General features: G+C 32.2%; 21 protein-coding genes. 11 read left to right on the top strand and 10 right to left on the bottom strand.

Annotation, left to right across the window (positions count from 1 at the left end; all coding sequences use genetic code 11):
* Positions 1-129 precede the first annotated feature (129 nt).
* Positions 130-3,552, top strand: a complete 3,423-nt coding sequence (locus C7H52_RS10530; RefSeq protein ID WP_106463859.1) for a methylmalonyl-CoA mutase family protein — start codon at positions 130-132, stop codon at positions 3,550-3,552.
* Between the two features lie 55 nt (positions 3,553-3,607).
* On the opposite strand, the gene C7H52_RS10525 is transcribed toward C7H52_RS10530, so the two are convergent.
* Together C7H52_RS10525 and C7H52_RS10520 are read right to left on the bottom strand one after the other, a co-directional pair.
* Positions 3,608-4,831 (bottom strand): T9SS type A sorting domain-containing protein, encoded by a 1,224-nt coding sequence (locus C7H52_RS10525; RefSeq protein WP_106463858.1) that lies wholly within the window; start codon positions 4,829-4,831, stop codon positions 3,608-3,610.
* Between the two features lie 13 nt (positions 4,832-4,844).
* Entirely contained in the window at positions 4,845-5,888 is a 1,044-nt protein-coding gene (locus C7H52_RS10520) for a right-handed parallel beta-helix repeat-containing protein (RefSeq protein ID WP_106463857.1), read from the bottom strand.
* A gap of 281 nt (positions 5,889-6,169) precedes the next feature.
* Between C7H52_RS10520 and C7H52_RS10515 the strand changes: the two genes are divergently transcribed.
* Positions 6,170-6,634, top strand: coding sequence for an Hsp20/alpha crystallin family protein (locus C7H52_RS10515; RefSeq protein WP_106463856.1), 465 nt, complete (start codon positions 6,170-6,172; stop codon positions 6,632-6,634).
* A 270-nt stretch (positions 6,635-6,904) separates the two neighbouring features.
* Positions 6,905-7,549 carry a DEAD/DEAH box helicase gene (locus C7H52_RS10510; RefSeq protein ID WP_106463855.1) on the top strand — a complete coding sequence of 215 codons (645 nt, stop codon included), beginning with the start codon at positions 6,905-6,907 and terminating at the stop codon, positions 7,547-7,549.
* On the opposite strand, the gene C7H52_RS10505 is transcribed toward C7H52_RS10510, so the two are convergent.
* On the bottom strand, positions 7,546-7,935 hold the full coding sequence (locus C7H52_RS10505; protein WP_106463854.1) for a hypothetical protein: 390 nt from the start codon (positions 7,933-7,935) through the stop codon (positions 7,546-7,548). The two genes, C7H52_RS10510 and C7H52_RS10505, sit on opposite strands and share 4 nt — an antisense overlap.
* 127 nt (positions 7,936-8,062) lie before the next feature.
* On the opposite strand from C7H52_RS10505, the gene C7H52_RS10500 reads away from it, so the two are divergent.
* The 3 genes from C7H52_RS10500 to C7H52_RS10490 all read left to right on the top strand — a co-directional run bounded on the left by C7H52_RS10500 (position 8,063) and on the right by C7H52_RS10490 (position 11,073).
* Positions 8,063-8,503: an Lrp/AsnC family transcriptional regulator gene (locus C7H52_RS10500; RefSeq protein WP_106463853.1), complete on the top strand. Its 441-nt coding sequence runs from the start codon at positions 8,063-8,065 to the stop codon at positions 8,501-8,503.
* Between the two features lie 48 nt (positions 8,504-8,551).
* Positions 8,552-10,477: a CocE/NonD family hydrolase gene (locus C7H52_RS10495; protein ID WP_106463852.1), complete on the top strand. Its 1,926-nt coding sequence runs from the start codon at positions 8,552-8,554 to the stop codon at positions 10,475-10,477.
* A 104-nt stretch (positions 10,478-10,581) separates the two neighbouring features.
* On the top strand, positions 10,582-11,073 hold the full coding sequence (locus tag C7H52_RS10490; RefSeq protein ID WP_146130039.1) for a hypothetical protein: 492 nt from the start codon (positions 10,582-10,584) through the stop codon (positions 11,071-11,073).
* Positions 11,074-11,086: 13 nt separating this feature from the next.
* On the opposite strand, the gene C7H52_RS10485 is transcribed toward C7H52_RS10490, so the two are convergent.
* Positions 11,087-12,280 carry an MDR family MFS transporter gene (locus tag C7H52_RS10485; RefSeq protein ID WP_106463850.1) on the bottom strand — a complete coding sequence of 398 codons (1,194 nt, stop codon included), beginning with the start codon at positions 12,278-12,280 and terminating at the stop codon, positions 11,087-11,089.
* A gap of 227 nt (positions 12,281-12,507) precedes the next feature.
* On the opposite strand from C7H52_RS10485, the gene C7H52_RS10480 reads away from it, so the two are divergent.
* A complete protein-coding gene (locus tag C7H52_RS10480) occupies positions 12,508-13,113 on the top strand; it encodes a DUF1684 domain-containing protein (protein ID WP_106463849.1) in 606 nt (201 codons plus the stop codon).
* On the opposite strand, the gene C7H52_RS10475 is transcribed toward C7H52_RS10480, so the two are convergent.
* From C7H52_RS10475 to C7H52_RS10455, 5 genes are all read right to left on the bottom strand, one after another.
* Positions 13,110-14,342: an ammonium transporter gene (locus C7H52_RS10475; RefSeq protein WP_106463848.1), complete on the bottom strand. Its 1,233-nt coding sequence runs from the start codon at positions 14,340-14,342 to the stop codon at positions 13,110-13,112. The genes C7H52_RS10480 and C7H52_RS10475 overlap by 4 nt on opposite strands.
* Positions 14,343-14,365: 23 nt before the next feature.
* A complete protein-coding gene (locus C7H52_RS10470) occupies positions 14,366-14,704 on the bottom strand; it encodes a P-II family nitrogen regulator (RefSeq protein ID WP_106463847.1) in 339 nt (112 codons plus the stop codon).
* A 135-nt stretch (positions 14,705-14,839) separates the two neighbouring features.
* On the bottom strand, positions 14,840-15,202 hold the full coding sequence (gene crcB, locus C7H52_RS10465; RefSeq protein ID WP_106463846.1) for a fluoride efflux transporter CrcB: 363 nt from the start codon (positions 15,200-15,202) through the stop codon (positions 14,840-14,842).
* A gap of 5 nt (positions 15,203-15,207) precedes the next feature.
* Complete coding sequence (locus C7H52_RS10460; RefSeq protein ID WP_106463845.1) at positions 15,208-16,230, bottom strand: SRPBCC family protein; 1,023 nt, start codon at positions 16,228-16,230, stop codon at positions 15,208-15,210.
* Between the two features lie 12 nt (positions 16,231-16,242).
* Entirely contained in the window at positions 16,243-16,467 is a 225-nt protein-coding gene (locus C7H52_RS10455) for a hypothetical protein (RefSeq protein ID WP_317045572.1), read from the bottom strand.
* 33 nt (positions 16,468-16,500) lie between these two features.
* Between C7H52_RS10455 and C7H52_RS10450 the strand changes: the two genes are divergently transcribed.
* Positions 16,501-16,887, top strand: a complete 387-nt coding sequence (locus C7H52_RS10450) for a pyrophosphohydrolase domain-containing protein (protein WP_106463843.1) — start codon at positions 16,501-16,503, stop codon at positions 16,885-16,887.
* A gap of 33 nt (positions 16,888-16,920) precedes the next feature.
* On the opposite strand, the gene C7H52_RS10445 is transcribed toward C7H52_RS10450, so the two are convergent.
* Complete coding sequence (locus tag C7H52_RS10445) at positions 16,921-17,982, bottom strand: branched-chain amino acid aminotransferase (protein WP_106463842.1); 1,062 nt, start codon at positions 17,980-17,982, stop codon at positions 16,921-16,923.
* A gap of 108 nt (positions 17,983-18,090) precedes the next feature.
* On the opposite strand from C7H52_RS10445, the gene C7H52_RS10440 reads away from it, so the two are divergent.
* The 3 genes from C7H52_RS10440 (at position 18,091) to C7H52_RS10430 (ending at position 20,262) form a co-directional block, all read left to right on the top strand.
* The gene (locus C7H52_RS10440; RefSeq protein ID WP_106463841.1) at positions 18,091-18,600 is read left to right on the top strand and encodes a DUF4920 domain-containing protein; all 510 of its coding nucleotides are present in this window, start codon (positions 18,091-18,093) and stop codon (positions 18,598-18,600) included.
* Between the two features lie 3 nt (positions 18,601-18,603).
* The gene (gene mnmD / locus C7H52_RS10435; RefSeq protein ID WP_106463840.1) at positions 18,604-19,281 is read left to right on the top strand and encodes a tRNA (5-methylaminomethyl-2-thiouridine)(34)-methyltransferase MnmD; all 678 of its coding nucleotides are present in this window, start codon (positions 18,604-18,606) and stop codon (positions 19,279-19,281) included.
* A 75-nt stretch (positions 19,282-19,356) separates the two neighbouring features.
* Positions 19,357-20,262, top strand: coding sequence for a TIGR01777 family oxidoreductase (locus tag C7H52_RS10430; protein ID WP_106463839.1), 906 nt, complete (start codon positions 19,357-19,359; stop codon positions 20,260-20,262).
* Position 20,263 lies beyond the last annotated feature (1 nt).

Below are 20,263 nucleotides of genomic sequence, written 5' to 3'. Positions count from 1 at the left end.
TATTGTTAACACGGATTTATTTAAAAAACGGATTAAAGTAATTTTTTAGCCTTAATCATTTGTAATTTTTAATGTAGGTTTTTTGATAAATCCGTAAATTGCACCAACTAAATCGATATTTTTTTACGAATGGAACAAATTAAACCTTATAAGCCTAAACATAAAGTAAGAATTGTAACTGCGGCAGCATTATTTGATGGTCATGATGCGTCAATAAACATCATGAGACGAATTATACAGTCAACTGGTGTTGAGGTAATTCACTTAGGTCATGATAGAAGTGTTGAAGAGGTTGTTAATACAGCAATTCAGGAAGATGTTAATGCTATTTGCTTAACATCATATCAAGGTGGACATAATGAGTATTTCAAATACATGTTCGATTTATTAAAAGAACGTGGCGCTGGACACATCAAGATTTTTGGTGGTGGTGGCGGTGTTATCCTTCCAACGGAGATTAAAGAGTTAATGGATTATGGAATTACCAGAATATATTCTCCAGACGATGGTCGCGCTATGGGATTACAAGGGATGATTAATGATCTTGTGAAAACTTCAGACTTTGCAATTGGTGATAAACTTGATGTAAAGGTTGAAGATTTAGCAAGTAAAACACCTAAGTCTATTGCTCGCGTTATTTCTTCTGCCGAAAATTTCCCAGAAGTTGCAAAAGCTACCCTAGATAAAATTCATATAAAAAATAAAAATTCTAAAACTCCTGTACTTGGAATTACAGGAACTGGAGGCGCAGGTAAGTCTAGTTTAGTAGATGAATTAGTACGTCGTTTTTTAATAGATTTTCCAGAAAAAACTATTGGTTTAGTCTCTGTAGATCCATCTAAACGTAAAACTGGTGGTGCTTTATTAGGTGATCGTATTCGTATGAATGCGATTAACAATAAACGCGTATATATGCGTAGTTTGGCAACACGTCAATCTAATTTAGCCTTATCAAAATATGTTAACGAAGCTGTTGAGGTTTTAAAAGCAGCAGAATTTGACCTTATTATATTAGAAACTTCAGGTATTGGACAATCTGATACCGAAATTATGGAGCACAGTGATGTGGCATTATATGTAATGACACCAGAATTTGGTGCTGCCACACAATTAGAAAAAATCGACATGCTTGATTTTGCCGATTTAGTAGCTATTAATAAATTTGATAAACGTGGTTCTTTGGATGCTTTGCGTGATGTAAAGAAACAGTACATGCGTAATAATAATCTTTGGGATATACCACAAGATCAATTACCAGTTTTTGGTACGATAGCTTCGCAGTTTAACGATCCAGGAATGAATACGCTTTATAAAGCGATTATGGATAAGTTGGTTGAAAAAACAGCGACGGAATTAGACTCTACTTTTGTGATTTCTAAAGAAATGAGCGAAAAGATTTTTGTTATTCCACCAAGTAGAACACGTTATTTATCTGAAATTGCAGAAAATAACCGTACATACGACGATACGGCTACGAAACAAGTTGAAGTTGCTCAAAAATTATACGGTATTTTTAAAACAATAGAATCTGTTTTAGATACGACACCAAAGTTAGATAAAGCAGGTATTGACACGAAGTCTGTAAGTTCGTGCGCAGTCGAGAGTAAAGACTTTGTAAAAATGCTGTTAGGAGAATTCGACAGAGTTAAACTAAACTTAGACCCATATAATTGGGAAGTTATTACAGGTTGGGACGAAAAAGTAAATAAGTATAAAAACCCTATTTATTCATTTAAAGTAAGGGATAAAGAAATTAAAATTGAAACGCATTCAGAGTCTTTATCACATTTACAAATTCCAAAAGTTGCTTTACCAAAGTATAGAGCTTGGGGAGATATTTTAAAATGGTGTTTGCAAGAAAATGTTCCGGGAGAATTCCCTTATACTTCTGGATTATATCCTTTTAAACGTACCGGAGAAGATCCAGCACGTATGTTTGCAGGTGAAGGTGGACCGGAAAGAACCAACCGCCGTTTTCATTATGTAAGTGCAGGTTTACCAGCAAAACGTTTATCTACCGCATTCGATAGTGTAACGCTTTACGGTAACGATCCAGATTTACGTCCAGATATTTACGGTAAAATTGGAAACGCAGGGGTATCTATTTGTTGTTTAGACGATGCTAAAAAATTATATTCTGGTTTCGATTTAGCACACGTTTTAACTTCAGTGTCTATGACCATTAATGGTCCAGCACCAATGTTATTAGGTTTCTTTATGAATGCTGCTATAGACCAACAATGTGAATTATACATTAAGGGGCATTGCTTAGAAAAAGAAGTGGAAGCTAAAATAGCTAAAATCTATAAATCTAAAGGCGTAGAACGACCAACTTATAATGGTGCTTTACCTGAAGGAAATAACGGGTTAGGTTTATTTCTTTTAGGCGTTACTGGAGACCAAGTGTTACCGGCAGATGTTTATGCAGATATTAAAAAGAATACTATTGCTCAGGTTCGTGGTACGGTACAAGCAGATATTTTAAAAGAAGACCAGGCGCAAAACACCTGTATTTTCTCTACCGAATTCGCACTGCGATTAATGGGTGATGTGCAAGAATATTTTATCGAGAATAATGTACGTAATTTTTATTCAGTATCTATTTCTGGATATCATATTGCAGAAGCTGGAGCCAATCCAATTACACAATTAGCCTTGACTTTATCTAACGGTTTCACATATGTAGAGTATTACTTAAGTCGCGGAATGGATATTAACAAATTCGGACCAAACTTATCGTTCTTTTTCTCTAACGGTATAGATCCAGAATATGCCGTAATAGGTCGTGTAGCTCGTAAAATTTGGGCTAAAGCCATGAAGAATAAATACGGAGCAAATGCCAGAGCGCAAATGCTTAAATATCATATTCAAACGTCTGGACGTAGTTTACACGCTCAGGAAATCGATTTTAATGATATTCGTACTACATTACAAGCATTATATGCGATTTACGATAACTGTAACTCGTTACACACCAATGCTTACGATGAAGCTATTACAACGCCAACCGAAGAATCGGTGCGTCGTGCTATGGCCATTCAGTTAATTATTAACAAAGAATTAGGGTTAAACAAAAATGAAAATCCAATTCAAGGTTCTTTTATTATTGAAGAATTAACCGATTTAGTAGAGGAAGCCGTTTTATTAGAGTTTGATAGAATTACGGAACGTGGAGGCGTTTTAGGAGCAATGGAAACCATGTATCAACGTTCTAAAATCCAAGAAGAAAGTTTGTATTATGAAACCTTAAAACATAATGGCGATTTCCCAATTGTTGGTGTAAATACCTTCTTAAGTAGTAAAGGTTCTCCAACGGTTGTTCCTGCGGAAGTAATTAGAGCTACGGAAGAAGAGAAACAATTTCAGATTAAAACATTAGAAAACCTTCATAAGTCTAATGATACAGATGCTTTACTAAAAGAATTACAACGAAAAGCCATTCATAACGAGAATATTTTTGAAGCTTTAATGGATGTGTGTAAAGTGTGTTCTTTAGGTCAAATAACCGATGCGTTATTTGAGGTTGGCGGTCAGTATAGACGTAATATGTAAAAAATAAACCCCCAAATAACAACTATTTTGGGGTTTGTTTTTCTTAAAAAAGTGATTAGTTCTTAATCATTTTTTTGTTAATAGTAACTTTGTCGGTTTCAATAATTACCAAATATGTGCCAGCATTTAAGTTAGAAACATTTAGTTTTTCTTTAAACGTATTAGTCTTTAACACTAATTTACCTTCTAAATTATATACTTTTAAATTATTTATTTTTATAGTATTTGGTGTGCTTATAAATAAATTATCTTCAACAGGATTTGGATAAATTTTTAAAGTTTTAAGCGCAATATCTTCAACACCTAATGTACCACTTACTTCAAATTCATCTACTGCCCAAAGCGACCAATTACCATCTGCATTTAACACTCTAATATATAAATAATGAAATCCATCTGCTAAAGCTCCCGTAGTTGGGACAACCAAATTAGTGTCAATATCGTCTCCAGAAACCGTTAATGCAGTTCCATTGCCTATGCCAGGATCTGCATCTATAAAAAATTCTGCAGCAGTTATATTGGCGGTGTTAGTATCTGGAGTAGGAAAAACTCTAAAAGTTCTATGCTCATAAATACTGTAAATATTATTGGCATTTTTAACTCTTAAAAAAGCTCTGTGTGTGCCTACTGGTAATGCAGAGGTGTTTAACGTAATCACTTCATCTATATCGGCTGCATCGGTTACATCTAACACAAATCCGTTACCAACACCAGGATCGGTATTAAAGAAGTATTCCACTTCTACAATATCTGCAGCGTTATTATCTGGAGTAGGATAGACTCTAAAAGTTTTGTGTTCATAAATACTATACGTATCATCAGCATTTTTAACTCTTACAAAAGCTCTATGCGTGCCAACAGGTAAAGATGAGGTATTCAATGTAATCACTTCATCTATATTGGCTGCATCAGTTACATCTAACACAAATCCGTTTCCAACACCAGGATCGGTATTAAAGAAGTATTCCATTTCTACTATATCTGCGGTGTTATTGTCTGGTGTAGGATAAATTCTAAAGGTCTTATGTTCATACAAACCAATAGTACCGTCTTGTTTAATCGTTCTAATAAATAATCTGTGCGTCCCTTCTGTTAATCCAGATGTCGAAATACTAAAGCTACTATTAATAATTTCTGCATCCGGATTAATATCTAAAGGTGTTGCAAGCCCCAGTCCAGGATCGTTGTCAAAAAAATATTCAATTAAATCGATATCATCTTGAGCTGAACCAAAGGATGTAAAAAGTAGAACTATTAAACTAAAAAAAATAGTTTTCATAGGTTCTAGGTTTTTAGTTGGTTTTGTTAGCGTTTGCTTTTAAATTAACATCAAGGTTTTGACCAGCCATAATCATATTATTAACCACAGTCATTTCAGAAATATATGGTAATAAGGTTGGGTAACCTCTCATATCAAAATCGTAAGTGCCATTAAATAAGCCAATAGTATTACCATCTGTTCCAAGAGATCCAGAACCAATGGTATAATCGTTAGCTACGTTAAAAGTTGGGTTGTTTACTGGTATAGAAGTAAACTGTGGGTTGGTATTATTAAAATTACCAGATCCATTTAGAGCAGCTAGAGTAATACCACTATAACTAAAAGATAAACAATTATTAAAAGTAATTGGTGTTCCACCAGACCACCAGTTTGTTCCATTAAAAGTACCAGTGCTTACAAAAACATTATTTTGGGCAACTAAGTCTATTGGATTTGAAAATATTGATAAAGTATTATTAAGAGCAAAATAAATTACATTATTATTAAAAATGGTTGAGCTGTTTAAATTTTGAATCCCGTTATTATTTGTAGAGTCAAAAAAATTGTGAGTTATAGTAATATTAGTAGCATTTGCAGGGTTGGCATTTAAACCTAATGCGGTTAATATAATATTTCCTTGTATGGAAATGTTATTTGTTATTGCAGAATTTAATGTAACACCAGTAGTTCTATTATTTTCAATTTTAATATTAGATCTTGTTCCAGAAAATACAATTCCAGATCCGGTAATGTCTAAGCCAGATACTGTTACATTATCTGCTACAATACCAATACCATTAAAAGAAGCATTTCTACCGCTGTTCAATTCTGGTTCGTGTCCAATGCCATAAACAGTTATTTCTTTTGTAATATTTACAGAGCCATATGCAGTGATAGATGGTTGTACGTAAATAATGTCCCCATTAACAGCTGCAGTTTGTGCATCGTTAAAGTTGTTAAATACATCTGCAGGAGTAGTGTCTACAACAGGGTTGTTGTCTACAATTAAAATGTTTTGTGCAAAGCTTACTTCAATAGTTAAGCAGCTTAAAATGCAAAATAATAAAGTTTTCATAAGGCTTAATGTTTAAGAATGTATTTACAAATTTATCCTCAAAACGCATAGTTTGAAATAGGGCAGTTGACGTATATTTAACTTTAATAAAAATTAAAACACGACAAAAAGACATGTGATTTTAGTAGTAAAACGACATTATGACATAAAGCATTAGCATTTTTTATCATAAAAACTATAATAAGGCATAATTTTCTGTTTGGTATTTATTTTGTCTATTATCTATTAAATCAACAAAAGATTTTAAAATAAAATAATGTTTAATTAAAAAATTTATTATTATGAGTAATTTAGTAACTGTTCCTCATAATGGAACAATAGCAAACAAAACGAAAAATAATTTTACAAACTTATCGCACTGGTTTGACGATATGTTAAATCGTGATATTCCATCTGTTTTTAATCATTTAGATTATGAAATGCCTAAAGTGAATATTAAGGAAAATGCTGAGGCTTTTACAGTAGAATTGGCGGTGCCAGGTTTTGATAAGAAAGACTTTAAGTTAGATTTAGATCATAAAGTGTTGTCTATATCTGCCGAAATTAAGGAAGAAACCGAAAATAAGGAAGAGAATTATAGTCGAAAAGAATTTGGTTATGCGTCTTTTAAAAGAACATTTACTTTACCAGATTCTGTGGATGATGAGGCTATAAACGCTAGTTATAAAGATGGAGTATTAAGTATTTTGCTACCTAAAAAAGAAGAGGCAAAACAAAAGCCTGTTCGTAGTATTAAAATTACATAATTTACTTTACAGATTTTTAGTTTGAAAGTGTAATTCGATTTTAAAACATCCAATTACACTTTTTTAATTTAAAACAGCAATCGATGTTAAAAAAAAATGAAGTTAAATATCACGTTTTAAGTTATACTCATTAAAATGCCTGAATCTTTTTATATAAGTAGTTTAGGTGGGTTTAAGATATTAATTACATTATAATAAATACAAAATTCATATCTTGCAACAAATTGTAAAAGCACTTAAACTCTTTAAGTGCTTTTTAAATTTAAAACTATGTCCTTTAAAAAACTTCATCCAACGCTAAAAAATGTTTTAGAATCTAAGAACATTACAAGCTATGCACCATTTCAGAAAAAAATCATACCGCATATAAAAGCAGGTAAAAGTGTTTATGGTATTGGTCCAAAAGGAGCAGGAAAAACAACCGCATTAATTATGGGGGTTTTACAGAAATTGAAATGTGAAGCTTTTGAAGATGAAGACTCTCCAAGATGCATTATTGTGGTAAAAGACAAGCAAGCTACATGGGATTTAGCTGAACGTTTTGAAGAATATACAAAGCATACCAATCTTAGGGTTTACAAAGCTTATTCAGAATATGATTTAGAAAAACAACGTGAAGAAGTCTATCATGGAGTAGATGTTTTAATTGTAACCCCAAAACGATTAAATAAACTGTATTACCAGAATAGTCTACATATGGGAGAATTGTTGTTGTTCTGCGTATATGATGCGGAGTTTTTAAATCGAAACAACTACCATAACGATATTTTACGTTTGTCGGAAAGTGTTAGTAATAAATGCAAATTTGTAATTCTTGCAGATGCTATGCACAAAAAAATCGAAAACTATCGAGAAACATTTATGTTCAATGCAGAAGTGGTTAAAACGAAAACGGTTGTTTCAGAAGAAAATTAAAGCGTTAAAAACCACGTACGCTGTAACTTTCTAAACTTTTTAAGTTCTTGTCTTAATATAGGAATGTAATCTTTACCGTTGCTATTACAGCGTTCAAGTTTCTTGCAGCTTACATACAATTTGTTAGTTAACTGTTTAACTAAATTGGCATGTTTGTATTTGTTATCGGAAAATGAAGCCATCTCAGCTTTTAAAATATGTGGTGCCAAAGCATTGGAGTAGGTAATAATATCCCCAGAAAAATACACATTAATATCCTCGACACCATCTTGGTTTAACGCAGCAAGATCTTCTCCTAAATAATGTGATATGGAAGACGATAGATTAAAAATATCTAAAGCTTTCCTATACATAGGAGAATTCGATAAATGTGTAGGTGCGTACATAGTTATTTAAGGCAAACAGTTTTATCAAAATTACTAACAAGTTTAAAAAAATGTATTTAAGATTTAAATTAAAAACATATATTTACTTTAATAATTAAATATATTAATAAGTTTTTGTTTAAATACTATGGTAGATACGATAAGCTGGAACATACTCAAAATTTTGCAAAAGAACGCCAGAACTTCAAGTTCGGAAATTGGTAGACAAGTTGGTATTAGCTCACCAGCTGTTACAGAACGTATAAAAAAGATGGAGGATGCAGGAATAATAGAAAGTTACCATACAACTGTGTCTCCTTTTGAAGTCGGTTATCAGCTTAAAGCAATTATAAACCTTAGAGCTTTTATGGGGAAGCTAAAACCTTTTCTGGAGAAAGTAAAAACTTATGATGAGGTAGTTAATTGCTACAGAATAACTGGTAATGAAAATATTGTTATGGAAGTGGTTTTAAGAAATCAGAAGCATTTAGAATCTTTTATAGATCAATTAATTGTTTATGGCGAAACAAAAACTCAAATTGTGTTATCTCATGTAGTCAAAAATAATTCTATAAAAAAAATGTCCTAAAAGTAAGTCGCTTTAATACAATTTGTAACTTTATAAAAAACCAATTTTATGAAACACTCGTTATACATTTTAATTATAGTTTTACTTTGTTTTAATTGTAAAAATTATGAGGCAGAACAAGAAATTTCAGCAGAAACTAAAGAACTTAGTTACGTAGAACAGCATTATAATAAAAAAGAAGTCGAAATATCTATGCGCGATGGTATAAAATTATATACCACCATTTATTCTCCTAAAGATACCACTAAAACTTATCCAATTTTAATGATGCGTACGCCATATAGTTCAAAACCTTATGGAAAAGATGAATTGAAGGAAAAAATAGGTCCTAATGAGCATTTAATGAAAGAAGGCAATATTATTGTGTATCAGGATGTTCGTGGTCGTTGGAAAAGTGAAGGTGTTTATGATAATATGCGCGCTTATATTCCCAATAAAACGGGAAATCAAACCGATGAATCTTCTGATACTTACGATACCATAGATTGGTTAGTAAATAATGTAAAAAACAATAATGGTCGTGTGGGAACTTGGGGGATTTCTTATCCGGGTTATTACGCAACCTATTCTACTATAGATGCGCATCCGGCTTTAAAAGCAGCGTCGCCTCAAGCTTGTATTGGCGATTTCTTTTTTGACGATTTTCATCACAACGGTGCATTTATGCTAAGTTATTTTAGAGCGATTTCGCTTTTTGGAACTGAAAAGAATAAACCTACCGATTCTACTTGGTATAAAACGCCAGATTTGGGAACACAGGATCAATACCAATTCTTTTTAGATGCAGGACCACTTAGTAATTTGAATCATTTTTTTCAATATAAAAACCCTGATGGCAGTAGTGTTTCAAAATCTAATGAAATAGATGATGTGTTTTGGAAAGAAATAATAGAACATCCTAATTATGATAGCTTATGGAAGCCAAAAGGATTAATTCAGCATTTAAAAACTATTAAATCTAGCGTGGCAACAATGATTGTTGGTGGTTTTTTTGATGCAGAAGATTTATACGGACCATTAGAAACTTATAAAACTATAGAAAAACACAATCCTAATAATTATAATACACTTGTGTTTGGACCCTGGGATCATGGACGATGGGCAAAAACCGATGTTAAAAATTATGTTGGAAATTATTATTTTGGAGATTCTATTTCTTTAAATTTTCAAAAAGAAGTGGAGACTAAATTCTTCAATCATTTTCTAAAAGGTAAAGGCGATAAAAATTCTGGTCTTCCAGAAGCTTATGTGTTCGATTCTGGTAAAAAACAATGGAGTAGTTACACAGAATGGCCACCTAAAAATATGGTGAAGCATCATATGTTTTTAAATGAAAATCAGGACTTGTCACAAACCAAAAAAGGAAGTACTAAAGAAGTGTTCGTTAGTAATTTAAAAAAACCAGTACCTTATTCTGAAGACATTAAAACCGTTTTTACCCCTCGAAAGTATATGACAGACGACCAGCGTTTTGCTGCAAGACGACCAGATGTATTAGTGTTTGAAACCGACGTTTTAAAAGAAGATTTAACTTTAGCTGGAGATATTTTAGCTAGCCTTAAAGTTTCCACTACAGGAACCGATGCCGATTGGATTGTAAAAGTTATAGATGTACATCCTAGTGATATTGCAGAGCAGGAGGAAGGCATGCAAGACCATTTAAAGCTAAGCAATTACCATATGATGGTAAGAAGTGAAGTAATGCGTGGCCGATTTAGAAATAGTTTTGAACATCCAGAACCATTTGTGCCAAATCAAAAAACCGAAGTTAATATTAAACTTCAAGATGTGTATCATACCATTAAAGCAGGGCACAAGTTGCAAATACAAGTGCAAAGTACCTGGTTTCCTTTAATCGATTTAAATCCGCAAACTTTTGTGCCTAATATTTATAAAGCCCAAGAAAAAGATTTTAAAAACCAAACACATACTTTGTATAACGATTCTAAAATCGAGTTTTCAGTGTTGAAGTAAGTTTAATTTACTTTTATTCATAAAATACTTGTAAGTCATTGATTTATAGTAAAATACTAAAAATGAAATCCAAGCTTTCCGCTTTATTAATATTCATGATTTGCATGTCGTGTTACGGACAAGACTTATCTAGGAAGTATCCTGATATTTATAAAGAAGTTAGTTTTATTGATAAAAATAAATCTTTAAAAAAAGTATTTATTAAAAATCCAAAATTTTTGGAGCAGTCTGCTGATGGAGGATTAAGTTTAACTGGATATATAGATAATGAAGAAAAAGTTAGAAAAATAGAAGTTATAATATATTTATCCAACGGAGTACAAGAATACTCTTTCTATTTAAAAAATGAATTATTATTTCTTGTATCGGATAAGTTTAAACAATTCTTATGGGATAAAGAACTAAATGAATTTAATTACAAGAAATTTGATGGTGGATATAGTGGTATATACGTATTTCATGACAAGAAATTAATAGATTTACAGAGTCTTGGCCATAATAGGTTTGAAGACGATACAATAGACATTGAAGAAGTATTTCTAAAAGAGTTAAACTTATATTTAGGGTCTATCAATCGTCAAATAAAGACTGAGTGATTTTTTTTAATATTCATTTTGCTCTTCTTCTTAAAAACATAAAAACCAGCATACACACGAAGCCTAAAAAAGCCATAATGTACCAAGTTGTTTCAAAATTAAACAGGCTTACCAAATCCATACCTGTTTTGTGACCAAATATATGTCCTGCAGAAAAAGCAATAGAGAACAACGCCATATATTCACCTTGGTTTCCTTTTTTAGCGCGTTCTAATGCAAAAGCATTGGCAAAAGGAAAGGCAATCATTTCTCCAACAGTCATTAAAAACATTCCAACTATTAAAATACCAGACCAGCCAGTTAAATTTATAACTACAAAACTGAGCAAAGTTAATAGAGCACCAAATGCAATTAAATTAAGTTTAGTAAAGGTTTTATGTTCTAGCCACTTAATTAAAGGCATTTCAAATATGAAAATAAACAGGCCATTAAATCCTAAAAGTAAACCAATTTCATATTCGGTTAAACCATGAATATCTTTATAGTAAATTGGCATGGTTGAAAAATACTGTAAAAAGACAATTCCAAACAACACTAAACCAACCAAAAACCATAAAAAAGAAAAATCTTTGTAGGCGGAATCGGGATGCAAAACCTTAATACCATCCTGTATACGTGCTTTTTTAGGATTTAAAACTTGTATAAATAATAAAGTGGCTAGTATACAAGTTAAACCATCTACCCAAAACAATCCGTTGTAGCCAATTTGTGAGATAATTAATCCGCCAATAGCTGGTCCTGCAGAAAATCCTAAATTTATGGCTAAACGTATTAAAGTTACGCTACGGGTTTTGTTTTCAGGTTTACTGTAAGTACTTAAGGCTACAAACATAGCAGGTCTAAAACTATCCGCAATCATCATTAAAATAAAAATACCAAGACACAAAGTGATAAAAGTGTTTAAAAATTGTATACCAATAAAAAGTAATCCAGAGATAAAAAGACTGTAAGTCATTACTTTATAAAAGCCAATTTTATCGGTAAGTTTTCCTCCAATCCAAGAACCTAAAACAGAACCTAAACCAAAAGACGCCATAATCCAGCCCACTTGCTTGTAGCTAAATCCTAAATCTTCTCTTAAATAAAGCGACAAGAAAGGAATAACCATAGTACCTGCTCTATTTATAAAAGTTACTAAAGCTAGCCACCAAACCTCTTTAGATAAGCCCTTAAAAGTATTTATGTATGTTGTAGTTATTGATTTCATGTACTAATTAATCTGTTTATAAAAGTAAAACGTCCAACAATTAAGTTGGACGTTTTAAGATTGATTTCTATAATATCTATATTAAAAAAACAAATACATACGTCCGCTTAAAAGCGAAACTCTCGATTTACAAAAGGTTGTGACGTATGAAAATGTCATGATTTTAAATATTTTGTATAAACATAAGTAATTATTATTATATTTTTACAAAACAACATTTATTTACTATGAAATACCTAATTCTACCGATAATTGTACTTTTTACAAGCTTGAGTTGTGCTCAAAAGAAAGAACCAATACTTGGAGAAACGAGCTACCAGAAGTCTCAAAATGCGAAATTTAAAGACGCTTCAGAATCTCCTTTAACGGCGAAGGATTTAAAAACTTTCAAAGCTTTAGATTTTTATGGTTTTAATGAAGATTTTAAAGTGGAAGCAGAGTTGAAGCCAACTCCAAATTCAGAATACTTTGAAATGCAAACTTCTACGGGTAGAACGCCGCTTTATAGAGTTTACGGCGTGCTTCATTTTAAAATAAAAGGGAAACCTTACCAGCTTAATGTGTATCAAAATAAAGAATTATTAACTACAGAAGGTTATGAGGATTACTTGTTCTTACCATTTATAGATGAAACCAATGGAGACACCACTTATGGTGGCGGACGCTATATTGAATTAAGAATTCCAGCATCTAATATGTTAATCTTAGATTTCAATGAAGCTTTTAATCCGTATTGCGCTTATAACCCTAAATATTCTTGTCCGGTTGTGCCATTAGAGAATAGTTTAGATTTAAAAGTAGAAGCAGGAGTAAAGGCGTTTAAAAAACACTAAATATCGTTTATTCTAAAATATGGATAAGCAGACATGCCATGTTCATGAGCGTCCAAACCATCAACTTCTTCGGCTCTAGAAACTCTTAAACCAATAGTTTTCTTTAAAAGAATTAATATGATAAATGACGTAATTAAACAGAAAACTGCAACACAACCTACACCAAGTAACTGGTTAAAAAATTGGCTTAAACTTGCCAATTCTCCAAATATACCAACAGCTAACGTACCCCATATACCACAACATAAATGTACAGAAATAGCTCCAACAGGATCGTCTAATTTTAATTTATCGAATAAGCTTATTGCAAAAACAACAATACCGCCAGCAATAAAGCCAACACATATAGCATCGGTAACCGACATCACATCTGCTCCTGCGGTAACACCAACTAAACCACCAAGAATACCATTTAAAAGCATCGATAAATCGTTTTCTTTATATTTAATTAAGCCTATAATTGCAGCTCCCAAACCACCGCCAGCAGCAGCTAAACAAGTGGTTACTAAAGTTAAAGAAGTAGCTCCCGGATTTGCAGACAATACTGATCCGCCATTAAAACCAAACCATCCAAACCAAAGTAAAAATACACCAGCAGTAGCTAATGGTACGTTGTGTCCAGGAATGACACCAATTCCTTTTTTTGTAAATTTTCCAATTCTTGCTCCTAATAGCCATACTGCAACTACAGCAGCCCAACCACCAACAGAATGTACAATTGTAGAACCAGCAAAATCATAAAAACCTAATGCTTCTAGAAATCCACCGCCCCATTTCCACATACCAACTAAAGGATAAACCACACCTACATAGACTATAGAAAAAATTATAAATGCAGAAAGTTTCATTCGCTCTGCAACTGCACCAGAAACAATAGTTGCTGCGGTTGCGGCAAACATGGCCTGAAATAAAAACTCTGTCCAATAGGTATATTGTCCATTATAATATTCTGCTGTTAAGCCATTTTCAGGGATATTAACGCCAAATCCTGCAAAACCAGCAAACATTCCGGAAAAGTATTCTCCAGGATACATTAAACTAAAACCAATAAAAGTATAGCTTAGAAGCCCAATAATAATTACCATAACATTTTTAAACAAAATATTTATGGTGTTTTTAGATCTGGTTAAACCTATTTCTAATAATGAAAAGCCTAAGTGCATTATAAACACTAAAGCAATGCATATCATCATCCAAAGATTATTTGTTGTAAATAAAGCTTCATTCATGAGTTCTAAATATTTTATTGCAATTAATTTAAGGTTTTAGCACCTGTTTCTTTGGTGCGTATTCTGTAGGCTTCTTCAATAGGAGAAACGAAAATTTTACCATCACCAACTTCTCCAGTAAAGGCATGTTTTAAAATAGTGTCTATGGTTATTTGTAAAAAATCATCGGAAACGACTATAGATAAATATCGTCTTGGAATTGAAGTTGTGCTATAGGAAACCCCACGATACACATGTCCTTTTTCTTCGTTACCAACTCCAGTAACATCCCAATAAGTAAAAAAATTAACTTCTATCTCATGAAGAGCCTCTTTGACCTCTTCAAATTGCGATTTTCTAATGATGGCTTCTATTTTTTTCATCTTTAATTAATGTATCTCGACAATAAAAGTAACATTAAAAAAACGAGAAATTTAAAAAAATGAAGAAGCCTGAAAATTTTTATGAAAATGAAAATTTCATGTATGCAAAATTAATAATCTTATAAATTTAGTGTGTTATTTGGTTAAATATAACCCAAGAAATACAGCGGAAAAGCCAATAACTAAGCTAGCAATGGTATATAGCGCAAAATTGTAAAACTCGCCAAATTTTAAAAGAGATACATTTTCATAAGCAAAGGAAGAAAAGGTTGTGAATCCGCCACAAAAACCAGTCGCTAATATAAGAATGTGGTGTTCTTTTAAAAAAGACTGTTGCTTTAGACCATATCCAATAATTAAGCCAATAAGAAGGCAGCCTATGCAGTTGACCAAAAAAGTGCCTAATGGAAATTGCTGTGTGTTATATAGTTTACCTATAAGAAATCGAAGCACACTACCTAAACCACCACCTAAAAAAACCAGAAAAACCTGTTTCATAATGCTTAGTTAAGCTGGATAAAGATTTCCGTTTTAAGATTTGCTGGGTTAATTGTGTTTTCTGGAGAATTTAAATAGCTTTCAATAGCAATGCCATCTACTTTTGGCTCTAAGTTGTATTGTTTAATATACTCGTAAGATTTGTCCCAAGCTTCTTTTAAATTAACATAGTCTCCAGTAAGAGTTGTTTTTAATGCTTTAAAAGGTTCTAACTGACCTGTTAAAATCGTGGCATCGGTTGTTACAACTTTACTAGAAGTTGGTAAGGCACAAGAAAATAAAACACTGTTGTTTTCCATATCCCAGTTGTGATATATAATAAAAAGATTTCCAGAAGTGTTTATATTGTTGGTTGTTACAAAAGCCCGTAAATGAGATATCATTTGCTTCATTTTAGGCTTCATACCATCTATAGAAGTTGCAGTACTGTTATATAAATAGAAGCCGCCACTGTGTTCTGTAACCCCATTTACTTTAATGTTGTAGGCGCGCATGTTAGATGTTACAGTGCTATCTAGCTTAAATAATCCACGCTCAAAGTCTGGAGCTGTATTTTCTTCAATACTACCATTAAAAGCGGTATACATTTTAGTCATAAAATCTTGTTTTCCAGACATTTTCCAGGTTACTTCAGTTTTATTCCCTAAAGTTTTGAAATTCCATTTTATGGAAGCATTACTTTCAAAAGGTTTAAAAAATTCTATTTTCTGAGTAATACTATCAAACTCATAAGCACTTAATGTAGTCATTTTTCCTTCTCCTAAAACTTCTCCATTCCAAGAGTAACTACTGTTTTTACCTTTTTCTATGGTGTTATAAGTCAAGGTGGCATTTTTATCTTGCTCTAACCAAGGAGAAAATTTTGGCCATTCTTTATAGGTGTTAACCATGTCAAAAACCAATTCTTTTGGAGCGTTTATGACTTTTGTTCTTTCAAAACTATAAGAGCTTGGTTGTACGGCAATATAAATGGCTCCTGCAATACAAGTAATTAAGACAATAAAAAAAAAATATTTAAGAATTTTCATGGTGGTTTGGTTTTATTTAAAAATGACTTTTATAGCAACAATTAAACCTATAAATCCAATAAAGGCTAATAAAACCCATAATGAACCTTTAAAATGATGTTTGTGTAATTTTAAATCTTTTCGGTACATAAATCCAATAATAATAGCAAATACTATTGCGAATAATACACCAAAAACAATTTGACCTTTACTAAACATATAAAGCGGCTTAATTCTATAAAAGTTATTATCTTTCAAAAATAAACAATTTGTAACTAATTATAGATTAATATGAAAGATAAAATTGATGCTGTAAAAGCGTTTCATACCGCATTCAAGATAGGTCATAAAGAAATCCCTCAAGCCGATTTAGGAGTAGCAAAAAATAAGCTACGTTTCGATTTGATGAAAGAGGAAAATGAAGAATATTTAGAAGCTGCAAATAATAATGATTTGGTTGAAGTTGCAGATGCTTTAGGCGATATGTTGTATATTTTATGTGGAACCATTATAGAGCATGGTTTGCAGTATAAAATTGAAGAAGTGTTTAATGAAATACAACGCAGTAATATGAGTAAATTAGGTCAAGATGGCGAGCCAATTTACCGAGAAGACGGTAAGGTTTTAAAAGGACCTAACTATTTTAGACCCAATATTAAAGATATTATTAACTCATAAAAAAAAAGCCTCAATCGAGGCTTTTTTTTATTTTTATTTGGTCACTTTATGTCTCCACTGGTGTTTGTCTTCAGCCAAATTGTATTGTATATCGTTTAAAGCTTTTTTGAAGAACGACGAGTAATTATTATCCGTTAGAGCTGGTAATTCAAACTTAAAGTCTCCATGTTTAAAACCTAATATAGGATTAATTACCGCAGCTGTTCCAGATCCAAAAATTTCTTTTAAACTTCCGTTATTTGCAGCTTCCTTAATTTCTGCAACAGAAACGGGTCTTACTTCAGTAGCTATATTGTTGTCTTTTGCAAGCTGTAAGACACTTTTTCTCGTAATTCCATCTAAAATTCGGTCACTGGTAGGAGCCGTAATTAAAGTATCATTTACTCTAAAAAAGATGTTCATTGTACCGGCTTCTTCTAAATACTCATGGGTATTAGCATCGGTCCAGATAATTTGTTGGTAACCTTCCTTATGTGCAAGGCTAGTTGGGTAAAATTGTGCACCGTAATTACCTGCTGCTTTAGCATAACCCACGCCACCATTGGCAGAGCGACTATACTCCTCAGCAAAAATAACTCTTACTTCACCTGCGTAATACGATTTTGCGGGAGAACAAATAATCATAAATTTATATTCTTCAGCTGGTGATGCAGAAATAGCTGGTTGAGTTGCGATAACAAAAGGTCTTATGTATAACGAATTTCCTTTTCCAGTTTTAATCCATTCTTTTTCTAAAAGTAATAATTGTTCTAAACCTTCAAAAAAGAATTCTTTTGGGAATTCAGGAATAGCTAAACGATGAGCCGATTTGTTTATTCGATCAAAATTATCTTCAGGTCTAAATAAAAAGATATCATCATTTTCATCTTTATAAGCTTTCATCCCTTCAAATACCGCTTGTCCATAGTGAAACACTCTTGCAGATGGATCTAAACTTATAGGTCCGTATTCCGAAATCGTCGGGTTTACCCATTCACCATTCACATAATCACAACTAAACATATGGTCTGTAAAGACCTTACCGAATGGTAATTCGTTAAAGTTAACGTGGTCAATTTTTGAGTTTTTTACAGAATTTATAGTTAGTTTTGTCATTGTAAATTTTTAAGATTACTTTTTTGCAAAAATACGTTTTTAGTATAGTTTTATCCTTAAATTTATTTTAAAATTATTAATTATTAATCAAAATAAAACCATTGTGTTATGAAATATGCATATATACTGTTATTAATTGCTTTTTTCTCATGTAAAAATGAAACAAGCCAAGCTCAAAATACCGATGAAGTTTCTGAATCTGAAGTGGAAAGTTCTAAATATAAATCTTTTGGTGCTTTAATAACAGATGAAAACGTCTTAGAGACAGAAAAACTTGCGGCTAATTATTCAGATTTAAAATTAAATGATACCATTAACCTTAAAGCTAAGGTAAAAGTATTAGATGTATGCCAAGCTAAAGGTTGTTGGATGATTGTAGATTTAGGAAATGATGAGACCGCTAGGGTAAAATTTAAAGATTATGCGTTCTTTATGCCAAAAGATATTAAAGGTCAAGAGGTTATTATAAATGGTAAAGCATTCGTAAATGAAATGCCTGTTGATGAGTTAAAACATTATGCAGAAGATGCGGGCAAATCTGAAGAAGAAATCGCAGCAATTACTACTCCAGAACGTACGTTTTCATTTGAAGCTGATGGGGTTTTATTGGAAAAGTAACTTTTGGACACTCCTAAAATTGAACTAACAAAGGATGGCTCTAATACCTTGGTTCATCCAAAGTATAATGCACATTACCACTCAACTGCGGGTGCAATAATAGAGTCAGATTTTGTTTATATTAAGTCTGGGTTAGATTTTTTTATAGAATCGACTCAGACGAATTCAGTCTCTGTTTTAGAAATAGGATTTGGTTCTGGTTTAAATGCCATAAACACTTACCGGTATGCAATGGAACATGAGGTGTTTGTGGAATATATTGGTGTTGAAAAATATCCAATAAGTCTTGAAGTTGTTCAACAGCTAAATTTTCTGAATTTTTTTTCAATAGAAGATAAAGAGAAGGTTTTTATAGAAATGCATCAGTCTATAGAAAATAAGAACCTAAATTTTTCAGAATTTTTCAATTTTAAAAAAAGTTTTCAAGATTTTTCAACTATCAATTCATTAAACCAGTATGATGTCATTTATTTCGACGCATTCGCTCCTAACGACCAACCTGAGTTGTGGACTGAAAATTTATTCTCAAAAATGTATGCAAGTTTAAAACCTAATGGCGTTTTAGTAACGTATTGTGCGCAAGGTCATGCCAGACGCGCCATGCAAGCAGCAGGTTTTAGTGTAAAACGCATTCCAGGTCCACCAAGCAAAAGACATATTACTAGAGCTGTAAAAATTTAAGAGTTTTTTAAGTTAAACCTTACTTAATTAGGCGTTTTTATTAGCTACAGCAAGGTATATTTGTAAAAAAAACGCATGAAAATTTTAATCACTGGAGCTACAGGACTTGTAGGGTCTGAAATTGTAAACCAATGTCATCAATTGGGTTATTCAGTTAATTATTTATCCAGAGATAAAAATAATTTAAAAAACCAACCTAACTACCAAGGATTCCATTGGGATATCTCAAAAAAAGAAATAGATTCTGCTTGTGTTAAGGACGTTAATGCTATTATACATTTAGCAGGTGCTCCAATATCCGAACGTTGGACTAAAAGTTATAAACAGACCATTTTAGACAGTCGTATTGAGTCTGCAAAACTTTTATATCAACTTCTGGAAGACACACCTAACCAAGTTGAGCATTTTATAAGCGCAAGTGCTATTGGTATTTACCCAAGTTCATTAATGAATTTTTATACCGAAGATTATGAGCATACTAGTTCTAGTTTTTTAGGTGAAGTTGTAGAAGCGTGGGAACATGCAGCCAACCAGTTTGAAGCATTAAATATAAGTGTCTCTAAAATACGTACAGGTTTAGTTTTAGACAAAAATGAAGGCGCATTGCCTGCAATTGCAAAACCAGTGATGTTTGGATTAGGTGCACCTTTAGGTACAGGTAAACAGTGGCAATCATGGATACATGTTAAAGATTTAGCATCCATTTACATGTACGTTTTAAATAATGAGTTAGAAGGTGTTTATAATGGTGTAGCTCCAACACCAGAGAGTAATAAAGATTTAACCGAGTGGGTCGCTAAAGTTTTAGAAAAACCTTTTTTTATGCCCAAAGTCCCTAAGTTTATATTAAAGCTGTTTTTAGGTGAAATGCATATCATCGTCATAGAAAGTCAACGAGTAAGTTCTCAAAAAATAGAAGATGAAGGTTTTAATTTTGAATTTTATAAACTACCTGCGGCGCTTATAGACATTTACAAATAAT

Source organism: Aurantibacter aestuarii (assembly GCF_003008425.1).
Taxonomy (GTDB): domain Bacteria; phylum Bacteroidota; class Bacteroidia; order Flavobacteriales; family Flavobacteriaceae; genus Aurantibacter; species Aurantibacter aestuarii.
This window is presented reverse-complemented; position numbering and strand designations above follow the sequence as displayed.